8 protein-coding genes and 1 pseudogene are annotated in these 13,939 nt (G+C 41.8%); all 9 read left to right on the forward strand.

Features of this window, described 5'->3' with window-relative positions:
- The first annotated feature begins 31 nt into the window (after positions 1 to 31).
- The 9 genes and pseudogenes from DM09_RS10580 (at position 32) to DM09_RS10625 (ending at position 13,936) form a co-directional block, all read left to right on the forward strand.
- Positions 32 to 1,030 carry a hypothetical protein gene (locus tag DM09_RS10580; protein WP_038250944.1) on the forward strand — a complete coding sequence of 333 codons (999 nt, stop codon included), beginning with the start codon at positions 32 to 34 and terminating at the stop codon, positions 1,028 to 1,030.
- A 272-nt stretch (positions 1,031 to 1,302) separates the two neighbouring features.
- Positions 1,303 to 3,072 carry a GmrSD restriction endonuclease domain-containing protein gene (locus DM09_RS10590; protein ID WP_038250948.1) on the forward strand — a complete coding sequence of 590 codons (1,770 nt, stop codon included), beginning with the start codon at positions 1,303 to 1,305 and terminating at the stop codon, positions 3,070 to 3,072.
- 95 nt (positions 3,073 to 3,167) lie between these two features.
- Positions 3,168 to 5,903 carry a PD-(D/E)XK nuclease family protein gene (locus tag DM09_RS10595; RefSeq protein WP_038250950.1) on the forward strand — a complete coding sequence of 912 codons (2,736 nt, stop codon included), beginning with the start codon at positions 3,168 to 3,170 and terminating at the stop codon, positions 5,901 to 5,903.
- Complete coding sequence (locus DM09_RS10600; protein ID WP_038250953.1) at positions 5,900 to 9,073, forward strand: UvrD-helicase domain-containing protein; 3,174 nt, start codon at positions 5,900 to 5,902, stop codon at positions 9,071 to 9,073. The genes DM09_RS10595 and DM09_RS10600 overlap by 4 nt, the downstream gene beginning before the upstream one ends.
- Positions 9,070 to 9,666, forward strand: a complete 597-nt coding sequence (locus tag DM09_RS11240) for a YqiA/YcfP family alpha/beta fold hydrolase (RefSeq protein ID WP_051938404.1) — start codon at positions 9,070 to 9,072, stop codon at positions 9,664 to 9,666. Before DM09_RS10600 ends, DM09_RS11240 begins: the two co-directional genes overlap by 4 nt.
- Before the next feature lie 107 nt (positions 9,667 to 9,773).
- A complete protein-coding gene (locus DM09_RS10610; protein WP_038250954.1) occupies positions 9,774 to 10,952 on the forward strand; it encodes a Fic family protein in 1,179 nt (392 codons plus the stop codon).
- Positions 10,953 to 11,179: 227 nt separating this feature from the next.
- Positions 11,180 to 11,719: pseudogene (locus DM09_RS10615) on the forward strand (SNF2-related protein); the annotation flags it as partial.
- A 187-nt stretch (positions 11,720 to 11,906) separates the two neighbouring features.
- Complete coding sequence (locus DM09_RS11245; protein WP_051938405.1) at positions 11,907 to 12,932, forward strand: nuclease-related domain-containing protein; 1,026 nt, start codon at positions 11,907 to 11,909, stop codon at positions 12,930 to 12,932.
- Positions 12,929 to 13,936, forward strand: a complete 1,008-nt coding sequence (locus DM09_RS10625) for a helix-turn-helix transcriptional regulator (protein WP_232507821.1) — start codon at positions 12,929 to 12,931, stop codon at positions 13,934 to 13,936. Before DM09_RS11245 ends, DM09_RS10625 begins: the two co-directional genes overlap by 4 nt.
- Positions 13,937 to 13,939: the final 3 nt, after the last annotated feature.

The raw sequence follows: 13,939 nt of genomic DNA on the forward strand, positions 1-13,939 counted from the left end.
ATAGTTGTAAGCTTCGACCAAGGGGAAAAGAATGAAAAGTATTCACGACATTGTAAACAAACTTCAAGACGAAAGTGATTTGGTTTCAATTTTTTCTCAGACGAACATATATACCTTTGATATTGATAGAAGTGAATTTTCTAAGCTTGAAACCTTGGATGCCTTGCATGACTTGAAAGCAAGTGAGTATCTAGTTGTCACGAAAGAAGCCTTCGCACTGAAAAACTGCAGTTTACCCCATGCCGCTGATGTTACTGCCTTCTTACCGCTTGATTCGAAACTTATAGCCAAAGATTTTTTTAATCGCATGGCGTTTACGGCTGACTTAACAGAAAACACCTTGGTTATCTCATACATGGGCAGTAAGGTTTATGAAGAGCCGCTATTTCTTTCATTGTATGTTGAAGATGAAGCACAAGACAGTGATGGGGAGGTATTCAGGAATCGATTTGATTATCTGCAAGGGGTGTTGAAGGAAGTTTACGGTAGTAAAGCCAAGTTACAGTCTAGTGTATCATATCCATCCATGCGGGTGACAAAGGATCCATTGGAGTTATTTGCTGAACACATTGACGGGCATTGGGGTGAAATATCTCAAGAAAATTTGCCGAAGTTCTTCAGATTAATGCTGAAGTTCGCACTGACTTCAGAGGAGCGCAATCAATTTTATCATTGGGTTTCTGATTTGCCATCAAAAGCAGATGCTTTAATCGAAACGCTTAGCGCAGCTTATATTGGGCAGTGCGGTGTATCACTAGGTTTTAGGTCTGCCATTTGGGATAGTATGTTGGCTATTTCTTTATATTTTGAACCTGAACTTTCTTATGAGGAAGCGGCGCCTGCACTTGCAAAGACTTTGAATGCGAAGGCTGGTGAGCAAGAAATGTATGATATAGCGCCATTATCCATTTCAGAATCTATGTTAAATCAAATGCAATGGTGTAAGCAGTGTGGACAAACTTATAAGCAAGCTTTGGCAATCGGCTTGCTATGCTTTGTATCGGTTCATGATGCAATGATTAGTATATAGTTATATTGATAGCGACTTCATATGTCGCTAGACCTGATATGTTGGTTTTGATACAAAGAAAGAAGTTATAAGTACGAGGGGCAAAATGATGTGCATAATTTTTGATATGGCTTACAATCAAGCCACTGCACCAAATGGTGCTCAAGCTGGAGAACTATCATTGGGTTCCCTATGGAAGAGAAATATGACTAAGGTGAGCGCTATAGTGATAACTGGTTTGGGAATATGGTGGTTGACCATGAAAAACAAAGCATACACATACGGGGGTACGAATGAATTTTACAGATAGGATACGTCCAACAGACAAAGGTATTACAACATATTTAGATGAACTGGAAAACCTTGATTATCAGATTCCAACATTTCAGAGGGATGTTGTATGGGAAAAAGAAAATGTAAAGAAATTATGGGATAGCATTTACAAATTTTACCCTCTTGGCAGTATTTTGGTTTGGAAAACTGATATAAAATTACAAAATCATAGAAAAATTGGTGGTCATAAAATATCAGAAGGCACATTTAACCGTAGCGAATATCAATATATTCTTGATGGTCAACAAAGAACAACATCATTACTAACATCACTGTACGGTGGTAGTATAGAAGGTCAGGATGGTTTTGATCCATCGTTATATATTGATTTAACAATCGAAAATGAAACTGATACCGATGATGATAGCTACAAAAAACGCTTTCTATATTGGGATGAAATCAATGATAAGGCTGGAAACTTTAAAAGAAATACAGGGCGGCAGAATAAATTCAATGCGGGTCTTATCGTTAAATTGTTGGATATAAAAAATGATTTTGGTTCTGTAGAACGCTCTTTGGTTGAAAGTAAATACGATGATTACAAAGATTATGACCATCCAATCAGAGAACAATTAAGAAGACTCAAGCAAGTTCTTGATAATTATCGTTTGTCATTTATTGAATTGAAAGGCATTCAGGTTTCAGAGGTTTGTCAGATATTTGAACGAATAAACCAAGCTGGAAAACCTCTAGATATATTTGATATTGTTGTTGCAAAAACATTCAGGCCTGAATCTAGTGAAGAACAAGGGTTTTACCTGAGAGAATATATTGATAATTTCAGAAAGTTGAATAACAGCAATTTTTTGCAAATTAGTGATTTTGATTACCTTCAAATCATTGCTATATTAATTCGAGAGAATATCGAAAAGTCGGGAATATGGAATATTACTCCACGCTATCTAAATGATATAAAGACAGAGCAGATTGAAGAAATATGGGAGCCCACAAAAAAAGCCATCAACAAGACCTTTGATTTTTTTGAAAATACATTAAATATAAAAGGTCCTCAACTTATTCCTTACAGGTATTTCTACCTAACCATCGCAGCGTATTTTTTCAAAAATGATAACCCAGATTACAGTTATCTAAAAAAATACTTTTGGTTTTATAGCTTTCATCATGATGATTTGCTCAGTAATACTGGAGATGTTAATTCACACATAGAATTTCTTGATAGTCAAAAAAACACAGGGGAATATGCATTCCCCAGATTCTTAATTGATAAAGAAACTTTAAGGAATTCTTCGTATAGCTCTAAAGGTCGATTATCAAGAGCAATACTATCTCTTTACGCAAGCAAGCAACCGAAAGATTGGAAGTACATAGACAGAAACGTCATTGTGGATAATTTTTTCTTTTCAACCGACAAACCAAACCTGCACCATATTTTTCCAACAAACTATATATCTCAAAATCCAGGAGAAAACGAACTAAATAACAATAGTCTAATGAATATTGCCTATCTTACGCAGATAACCAACCTTGAAATCAGTGATAAGAATCCACTGAATTACATTCAAGATTATGATTCTAATCCAGAATTTGAATCAGTCATGAACAATCACCTTCTGCCAATGGAGTTGTTACAATGGTCAAGGTTGGAAAGTATGCCTGCTGATGCACTAGACCAGTTTATAGAAAAGCGTGTTGATTTAGTTATTGAAGAATTAAAGAAAAATATGGCTGGAATAAATGTTGAAGTAATTGATACTAAACAAAAAAGCTAACCAGTATCGAGAGAGTGTGCTGTAGAATACCATTTATTTAAATCGTTAGGGTTTATTGAATCTGAATGAAGGGAATAGTTTTTGAGGAAGGGAATATGCAAATAGTTTTTGATATGGCTTACGATCAAGCCACAGCACCAAATGGTGTTCAAGCTGGGCAATCATCATTAGGCAAGCTTATGGTTGGTTCCCAAGGGCTGCTAGGCGTACTAGAGACGCACTTGGGGTTAACTTCTAGGGAAACCCACCATGCTATGCGCATCCAAGGCTATATGGAGAGTATGCAGGCGGTGGTGGATAAACCTGAAGCATCTTTTTTTAAGCGGTCTTTAGAAGCTGATGCTTGGTCTTCGGCGAAACAGTTTATTGATTATAGGGATGAATTGGTTTTGGCAGGTTGGGATGGTTGTGACCTTGCAACGCAATCAGCAAAACTGCATGCCTTAGCCTTGGTTGAAAGTGTTTTTCCTGAAACCCTTAAAAAAGGATTGGGTGATAAACTACAGTCAGTTTTGATGGCATTAGACCATAACCCATCCTTACACATTCAAACCATTGAATTAACTGAACCACTGGATGCACTACCTTTTTTGATTGGGCAAGTTCTTCGCAAGCTCCAAGCGTTGGGTGTTTGTATTGATGTTAAAAATGAGAAGGTGAACCTAGCCAATGGTAATCTAGGTATGATTCAAAATGTCATGTTTGATGCTGACCACGAAACAGCACCTGCCAAGCAGGGCGATGATTCAATCGTTTTGTTATGCCCAGAAGATGAATGGACGGCTGCAAATACTTTGGCATCATGGCTTAAAGCTGATGAAGCCAAGAACACAGATGTATTGCTTGTGCAAAACGGTGGTAGTGATGTGTTAGACCATGCTTTGAATGAAGTGGCTTTGCCGATGTTGGGCAACAGTACCCGTTCGGCATTTAGGGCAGCTTTGCAAATCATGCCGTTGGCTTTATCCAATGCGTGGAGCCCTCTAAATATCCAAGCTCTGCTTTCATTTTTATCACTCAAAGTATCTCCCGTACCGAGTTTTGCAGCTAAGCGCTTGCTTGGCGCGATTCAAAATGAACCTGGTGTTGGTGGTGAGCGGTGGCAAAAAGCAGAGAACAAAATTATCGAAATCAAAAAAGATAGGCTGCTTGCCGATGGTATTGAAGAAGCTGATGCAGTGATTCAAGCCCAAACATTTATGGATGAGCTGAATCATTATTTAACAGGTTTTCGTTTTGACCCGCAATCAGGTATTCCTGCGAAAGCTGTGGTTGAGATGTGTGATTGGATTAAGCAGGGCTTAAAAACGCCTGAACTCAAACAAAGCATGGCGCAAGCTTTGGCACAAGTGGATAGAATGATAGAGCTCGCTTCTTGCTATAATCAACCTATCCCACGGGCCCAAATTGAGAGAATGTTGGATTCAGTGATTGCTGAAGGTGGTCAAAACCCTGATAGCCAAGCGCAAGCCACGCCGTGGCACAGTGTGTCAGATACGGGAAGTATTGCAGGCAAGGTTGGCACTGTCGTGTGGTGGAATTTTACTGATTCTGGGCAGTCTTCATTAGCATTTTGGAGTGAAGAAGAGCGGGAGTCCCTACAAAAAACAGGGGTGCATTTAGAAACGCCAGCAACCATTAGAGCAAGAGAAGCCAACCAATGGCGCAGAGCTTTGCAGTATGCAGGTGAGCGATTATTGCTTATTTCACCTTTAAAAATGAATGGTGAAGCCACGCAGCTTCATCCGTTGTGGGATGAGATTCGACATTGTGCCGTTTCACCAACCGATTCAGAGGCTGAAAAGGAAGACAAATATCAGCGTTTATTATGGCAGGGGAAAAGTTTAAATGCTGAGCCGACCCTATCCTTGGCTGGTCGTTCTATTGTTCTACAAGCTGAGAATAAAGCAGCGCTTCAAGCCCCTGAAGAAGTGATTCAAGTGGGCAAAGGCATCATTTCTAAACCCAAAGGTTTATCGTTTTCTCAAATGAGCACGTTGCTGGGCTGTCCGACCAAATGGGCATTTCAATACCATGCAGGGCTAAGATCAATGGATTCATTGAGCCTGCCAACGGGTAACACCATGATTGGTTCGTTATGCCATAAAATTGTGGAGGATATTTATACCGACACAAGCAAGTGGGATGTGGGAAGTGTGCGAAACTATGTATCCAAGTTGTTTGATCTGCGAGTGCCACAAATGGCGGCAGAACTTTTAGAGCCTGGGCGCGAATTAGAATTGGAGCGTTATCGAATCAGTGTGTGTGATGCAGTGGAAGCACTCTTACAAACGATAGATAAAGCAGGCTTAAAAGTAACGCAAACCGAGGGTATGGTGAGCGGTAAAGATTTGGATGGTATCCCGTTCAAAGGTTATATTGATTTATTGCTTGAAGATGATGATGGGCAAACGTTTGTGATTGATTTGAAATGGACAGGTTCCACAAAATACAAAACTGAAGAAATCAAAGAGGGTAATGCCTTGCAGCTCGCATCGTATGCTTGGATGCTAAAAAGTGCTGATGATGTGTGGGCACCAGGCGCATATTTTATGTTAGCCCAAGGTGAACTGCTTACCGATGATTATAGGTTTAACACCGATAGGATTATTGAGAGTCCTTTGTCTGCCAAAGAAGTTTGGCAACTCGGCTCAAAAACTTGGCGCAGTATGTTCCAAGAAATGCAAAATGGTGAGATTGAAGTCTCAGGTTTAATGGATGAAGGCGAACTTAAAGAAGCACGAAATGATGCAGGTATTATGCATGTGAAACCACCATGCCACTTCTGTGACTTTGGCAAACTTTGTGGGCAAACGAGGGCAGAAGCATGAAGAATATTCAATTGATTAGTGCAAGTGCAGGTTCAGGAAAAACATTTCGCTTAATGAATGAAATCGGTACGCGAGTGGCAGGAAAAGCTGGTGTGCCACATGTTGAGCCAGAGCAAATCATGGCAACGACATTTACCAACAAAGCTGCCGCAGAATTAAGAGAGCGGATTCGTATGCGTTTGCTTGAAGAAGGAAAAACTGCAGAAGCGCAGCGTATTTATGATGGTTTGATTGGCACGGTAAACGCTATTTGTTCCAAATTATTAAAAGAATATGCGTTTGAAGCGGGCTTATCGCCTGCGGTTGATGTGTTGTTGGAAGATGATGCCAAGCGTATCTTCAATATGGCGACGGCATCGGCGATTGCGACATCGGGCAAAACATTAGAACCCATTGCAAGGCGTTTGGGGCTTATGGGAATTAAAAAAGGCTACGCTAGGCAAGATGATTGGCGTGATCATGTACAAAGGATAGTGGATTTAGCGCGTTCCAATGCCATGGATATTGCCACGCTTCAAGCTGCAGGTGATGAATCTTGGGCATCACTAGAGAAGCTACTCGGGCAAGGGCATACTCAAAATATGGGCGCTGGAATGGATAAGCGACTTGCTGTGGCAGTCAATGATGCGGTGTCGGCGATTGAAAATAATATTGAAGATAAAACAGTCGACACAAAAAAAGCGCTTACGGCACTTCAAAAGGCGCAACGCATTATCAATAGCTTTGGTGCACATAATCTTTCGTGGCAAGACTGGTTGATTATATCTACAGTTAAAACTGGGGCAAAAAGTAGAGCTTTAGTGGAGGATGTGCAAAAGGTTGCCAGTGACCACACCAAACACCCAAGGTTTAGGCAAGATATGGAAACCATGATTAAAGGTGTGTTTGATTGTGCAGGCAAAGCATTGCAGCAATATGCAGATTATAAGCGCGAACAAGGGCTGATGGACTTTGTGGACCAAGAAGCTTTGGTGCTGGATATGGCAACAAACAATGCATCGTTTCGCGCATCCATGACTGAGCGTGTGAAGCTATTGATGGTGGATGAGTTTCAAGATACCAGTCCTATCCAGTTGGCATTATTTTTAAAATTATCAGAACTTGCCCAAGAAGTGATTTGGGTGGGTGATCAAAAGCAATCCATTTATGGTTTCCGTGGTGCTGACCCTGTATTGATGGATGCGGTAGCGACTGAAATTGATAACAGTTCCGCGCAAGCCTCAAAAGGAAGTGTGCTCAAAGAATCTTGGCGCTCCAAACGTGAATTAGTTGAATTCTGTAATGCGATTTTCTCGCCAGTGTTTCATCAAATGGATGAAGATAAGGTATGTTTGGATATTCCTGCTGCGCGTAAGGCTTCTGCGGAAGGTGGCTGGTTAGAAAACTGGGTGCTTGAAGGCAGTAACGCTCCAAAGCGCGCCAATGCGATGGTGCAGGGCGTTCAAAAATTATTGGATGAGAAGCAAGTTAAGGCTGGGGATATTGCTATTCTTTGCCGCTCAAATTCTGAATGTGAAGATTTGTCTTCTGCATTAAAAAATGCGGGAATTCGTGCATCTATTGCCCAAGGCGAACTCTTGGCAACCCAAGAATGTACGTTGGCATTGGCTGCATTGCGATATATGGCGGATCATCAAGATAGTATCGCCTTATCCGAAATAGTCTGTTACTCGCATAAGCATCAAGCTCACGATGACTGGTTAACCCATTTGCTTCAAGATAGTGAAACAACCCTTGAATCATGGAAACAAGATTCACTTATCCAAGCCTTGGATGCACTAAGCAAAAAAGGTGTATATCTCACGCCATTGGAATCACTAGAGCAAGCCATGGCTGCCATTGCCTTGGAGCGCACGCTTTATGCATGGGGTAATGTGGAGCAGCGATTGAGCAACTTAGATCAATTGCGTGCAGCATGTGTTGAATATCAAGATAGATGTCGTTCTCGCCGTGATTCTGCCACGGTGTCTGGCTTACTTACTTGGTTGTTTAGCGAAGCAGAGCTGAAACAAGCTAAAAGCGCAGGTGAGGATACAGTGAATGTATTAACGTATCACAAGTCCAAAGGCTTGGAGTGGCCTGTGGTGATTATGAGTAGCCTCAATAAAGAATCGAGAAGTGGTGTATTTGGGGTATCAGTTGAAGAAGCGGATGTGTTCACGGCTGACCAACCACTCAAAGGGCGTTCGCTTCGCTTTTGGCCATGGTGTTATGGCACGAAGAAAAAAGCAGAACAACTTGATGCGCTTATTTTAGGCTCAGCTATTGCGGATAAAGCCATGAGCCAAACTTTGGCAGAATCCAATCGTTTGCTTTATGTGGGGCTGACCCGCGCGAGAGATGGTTTGGTGCTTACTCAACAAAAAGCCAAGAAATCTGTAGAAAGTAAATGGTTGGATGAGCTTAAAGATGCGAATCAAGAATCTGTGCTAACACTGGAAGATAATTCTTGTTCCATCATGGATAGGCAAGGGCAAGCCCAAAGCTTTACGATAAAGACGCGTCATCTTATTGGCGAAGAGGATGTTCAGGTTTTAGATATTCAAGATAAACCCTCATTCCTACCCAAAGCCGAGCCTGCCCAAACATTTCCTGCGGCGACCATTGCACCTAGCAGCATGGATTGGGATGATGATGCTAAGCAAGCCGTGCCTACATCTGTGATTGCCACGCTTGGCGAAGCCATAGATAAGCATGGCAACCCTGAAGCAGCAGACTTTGGTAATGCCATGCATGGTTTCTTGGGCGCAGATATTCATGCGAGTGACGAAGCAAGAAAATCGCAAGCCAAAGCTTTGCTTGATGCATGGGGTGTTGAAGGCTCCATTGCACCAGAAGATATGCTCAAAGCCAGTGATAGACTGAAACAATTTGCGCAGGATACTTATCCTCAATGTAAAGTGCTTCCTGAATGGCCAATCAATATGGTGTTGGATAATCATCAGCAGCTCACAGGTTGGATTGATATGTTGATTGAGCTTGATGATGGGTTTGTGGTGATAGACCATAAAAGTTATTCAGGTGGCAATGTAGAAACGTATGTGAAGCAATATGCACCGCAGCTTGCGGTCTATCGTGATGCCGTGGTGCAAGCGACGGGTAAACCTGTGCTGCAAACCTTGATTCATTTGCCCATGACAGCACAAATGGTGGAAGTGCAGTTGCCGTGAGTCATGATTTAAACGATTCTAAAATATATATGATTCATGGCTTTGCATCGGGGCCAAAGTATCCCAATGCCAAAGCGGATATATTTGAAGCAATATTTAAATTGCCAGTGCAGCAAATTGCATACGATTCAGCTGCAACATTTGCTGAGAATATGGAGGCGCTGCAAAAGCAAATAGAGGATAACCCAGCTATTATCATTGGCACATCTTTAGGCGCATTTTATGCATCAAAGCTTGCAGAACAATATGCCGAGCAAGTGAAGCTGTTATTGATGTTAAATCCATGTCATACACCTTCTGAAATTTTAAAACATGCAGTAGGTGAGCATGAAAACTTTGCCACAGGCAAATCTTTTGGGTTCTCAAGCGCTACCTTGCAATCTTATGCGGAAACGACTTTTATTGATGAAAGCATAACCTTAAACCGTCAGGTGATGCTCAATATGGATGATGATTTAATTGATAGTCAGCGCACGATGGATTTGTTTGGTGATGTGTTAAACATGACTTCGTTTACGAAAGGCGGGCATAGGTTTGAGAATCTTGGGGATAAGGAAGTGACAAGTTTTTTACAGGCTATTAAGCCAAGTTAGTGATCAAAACAGTGATCATCATAGTGTTCACTTTAACCCTTAAGTCTTGATATTTCACTTTTATTATATCATGTTACCGTATTTAGTTAGTGTTCAATGGAGTGGTCATGCCAATAAGTTCATTCACACCCGTAGTGCCGTCGGATGCCGTATCAGGCAAGCTCAAAGAGAAGTCTTTTGAATTGACGAAGAAGGCGAGCGCGCTTACGCCACATGCGCCGCTATTGCAGCCGCTTAGTCAGCTTGCGCGTGTCATGAACTGTTATTACAGCAATTTGATTGAAGGGCATAACACGCTGCCTTATGAAGTTGAAAGTGCGCTGAACAACAATTTATCTGCTGATTCTGCAACCAGAGATTTGCAACAAGAAGCCCTGGCGCATATCCATGTGCAATCCTTGATTGATGAGGGTAAATATCCGCAACCCGCAATGTCGATTGAATTTTTAACATGGTGTCACTCTGAATTTTATCAGCGGCTACCCGAATCCATGTTGATGATAAAACATCCTCAAACAGATGAAGAGGTATTGATGAAAGCGGGTGAAATTCGTATGCGTGGGGTGCAGGTTGGCAAGCATATTGCGCCCGATGCCGAACAAGTCCGCCCTATGTTGCAAAGCCTGTTTGACACATACCATAAGTATCACGGTGGTGATATGTTGATTGCCATTGCTGCAGCCAATCATCGGGTAGCATGGATTCATCCGTTTATGGATGGTAATGGGCGCACGATTCGGCTCATGGCACATGCTGCTTTGCAAAGCTTGGGTTTAAATGTTGGTTTGTGGTCGCCATCGCGTGGTTTGGCGCGTTCGGTACAGCAATATAAACAGCATTTGGCGCAAGCTGACCAAATCAGGCAAGGCTCATCCACAGATGGTCGCGGCACATTGTCTGAAAAAGGGTTGTTGAACTTTTGCGATTATTACTTGACGACTTGCATTGATCAGGTGGATTTTATGAGTCAGTTGTTTGATATGAAAAACCTTAGCCGGCGTATCGAGCGCTATTGTGTGGATGAACATCAACGCTCAAAACTATCGCCTGATTCGTTCTTATTGTTGCGTGAGGCGTTGTATCGTGGTGAGTTTGATAGAGGCGAAGTGAAACACATGATTGCAGGAAAATCTGAGGTCACGGGTCGGCGTGTGCTCAAAGGTTTGTTGGATAGAAAGTTGTTAATTTCTGATTCGCCACGAGGCAAAGTGCGCTTAAACATCCCAAGCCATGTGCTGGGGGCATGGTTTCCGAACCTATATCCTGAAAGTGCTTTGCTGTGTTAAATCATCTAGGTGATGCATTTATGGATGATGAATAAACTTGAGGTTGCAAACTTTGACAGTGGTGAATATAGGTTTGGAAACATTGCGGATAGTGAAGTGAAAATAGCCTTGCAGGGAATAATAGGTAAATAAAAGTAAACAATGATTTTCTTTATGATTTTCTATACGCTTTGGACTGAAACAATATAGAGGTGTGGGAGCCAATGAGAGTTTGTTCGTTTAATTAGATGATAACAGAATATCACGCAAAATATTATGCCCATGAGCTAACGCTTCAGCACGCCAGTAATGGTGTTGATCGCCTTTCGCAGTCTTTGTTTGATGCCTCGGTTGATCTGAATCCCCATCAAATTGAAGCGGCCTTGTTTGCTTTGCGGAACCCTTTGAATAAAGGCGTTATTCTTGCAGATGAAGTGGGTTTGGGTAAAACCATCGAAGCTGCCTTGGTTCTAAGTCAATGCTGGGCAGAGCGAAAGAGGCACTTGCTGATTATATGCCCTGCATCATTGCGTAGGCAGTGGGCTTCAGAGTTGCAAGAAAAATTTAACCTGCCTAGTCAAATACTTGATGCGCCAACCGTGCGAAAGTTCAGAAAGAATGGTATATTCTCACCGCTATCAATGAAGAAAGTGATTATCATGTCATATCATTATGCGGCAAGGTTGGAAGAAGAGCTTATTGCGGTACCTTGGGACTTGGTGGTTATTGATGAAGCACATAAACTTAGAAATGCTCACAGACCAAAAAACAAGATGGGGCAAGCATTAAATGCCAGCCACTATCTCAAACAACATGGTGGCAAGGAGTGGAAATACTTATTGATTCCGCATGATGAGGTGAAAGATAATAAAAAGTTGGTTGATTTTGTTCGTGCCTTTACAGTGAACAATACATGAGTGATACAGTATTGCGGCAATGGGCGATGTTGCGGATGGTGCTTCGAGCGACAACTGAATGAATTTCCTACCGTCCATTTTTGATGCAGTGTTACCCATGGCACTTTTTGGGCTAGCAGTTTTCTTACTGGTCTCTGGGTTTAAGCTTTATCAGCCTATTTTAGTGGGTTGGTTAGGTGAGTTGGTTATCAAAGGTGAACTATCAGGCTTAGATGAAAATCAGTATATCCAGTTTCATGATGTGCTTTTGCCTATTGATGGCGAAACGACGCAAATTGACCATGTTTTAATCGTGGGAGACACATGCTTTGTGATTGAAACCAAAGCCTATGCAGGATGGATATACGGCAAAGCGCATGATAAGACTTGGCTGCAAACATTTAACAAGCGTGCTAAGTTCCCATTTCAAAACCCAATCAGACAAAATCATAAACATATCCTTGCGATTAAATCGTGCCTCAAAGATTTGAAGGTTAAAGGAGTGGTGGTTTTCACTCATGGTAAACTTAAGAGCCCTAGAATTGATGGTGTTTTATATGCCAAAGAATTAAAACAATATATTCTTGAACAAGATGTAGATAAGTCTTTTAACAATAAACCTGCACTTCAAGCATTACAAAAAGTGATGATCACGGATAAGGCAGATCATAAGGCGCATGTGTTGCGGTTGCAGAAGAAACATGGGGGTCGGTGGCGTACACCTGTTGCCAAAACCTTTATATTGGCATCCATTGTTATGTTTATCATTGCTTCAAATATAAATGGTTCAAAATCCAGCCATGAGGTGAAACAGGCTTATGCTCCAGAGCGCATCCAAGCGCAGCCTCTGGCTGTTGTTCCAAAGCAAGTGCAAAAACGCGTTCAGCAGGTTGAGCAGAAAAGTGTTCCGTTGGTTGCGCCCGTGGTGAAAGGCTTTGCGAAAGGAAAGGTAATGCTAGCGATTGGCAATGATTATAAAATGTTACGTGTAGGGGAAACAACCCATGATGGTTGGACTTTGCAAGCTTCTGAAAATAATACAGCAATGTTTACACATATTTCAGGGCAAAAAGTAAAAGTATCCCTACGAGGAGTTGAGAAATGAGTGATACAGTAATGCGGCAATGGATGATGTTGCGGATGGTGCCAAGATCGCCGAGTAAAATCAGCACCATAGAAATTATGAATAACTTAGCAGCGGAAAGCTTCATAATTTCGCAACGCTCTATTCAACGCGATTTGGATAAGTTTTCATCCATTTTTCCGCTTGAATGTGATGATAGAAGTAAACCTTTTGGTTGGTCGTGGCGCAAAGATGCTCCTACGATCGATATTCCAGGCATGGATTCACACACTGCATTGGCATTCTATTTGGCAGAGCAACATCTTGAGCCGATTCTGCCACGAGAAACGGTAGTGAAATTAAATCCACACTTTTTATCGGCAAAAAAGATACTTAATGAACTTTCAGGTGATTCGGGAACTACATCTTGGGTGAATAAAGTGCGTGTACTGCGCCAAGGCCCTGATTTATCTACGCCAGAGATTGATGCAGGTGTGCAAGAGAAGGTTTACACAGCATTGCTGTTGAATAAACGCTTGGAAGTACAATATAAGAAGCGCGGCGCGACAAAAGCGAAGGATTATACGATTAGCCCGCTGGCGTTGGTGCTTAAAAATGGTATTTTTTATATTCCGTGTACCGTGTTTAATTATGACGATATTCGCTTGATGACATTGCACAGGATTAAACAAGCAACATTAACGGATGCGATGATTGATTCGCCTGAAAATTTTGACTTGGATGCGTATATCCAGTCGGGTGAGTTAAGTTTTCAAGTAGGTGATATGATAAAGCTTACAGCCATCATTGATAAGGATGTGGCATTCCATTTGGGTGAGCGCAAGCTTAGCCCAGACCAAACACTGGAAGAACAAGAGGATGACACATTTCTATTGCAAGCCACAGTGAATGATACTTCGGAGCTTCGGTTTTGGTTGCGTGGCTATGATGAGCAGATTGAAGTGCTTGAGCCTAAGGAGCTACGAGATGATTTATATCGAAGCGCTCAAGCGCAAATTAAGAAGTATGAAGCTAGCCAAGGTTGAGAA

Source organism: Ghiorsea bivora (assembly GCF_000744415.1).
Taxonomy (GTDB): Bacteria; Pseudomonadota; Zetaproteobacteria; order Mariprofundales; family Mariprofundaceae; genus Ghiorsea; species Ghiorsea bivora.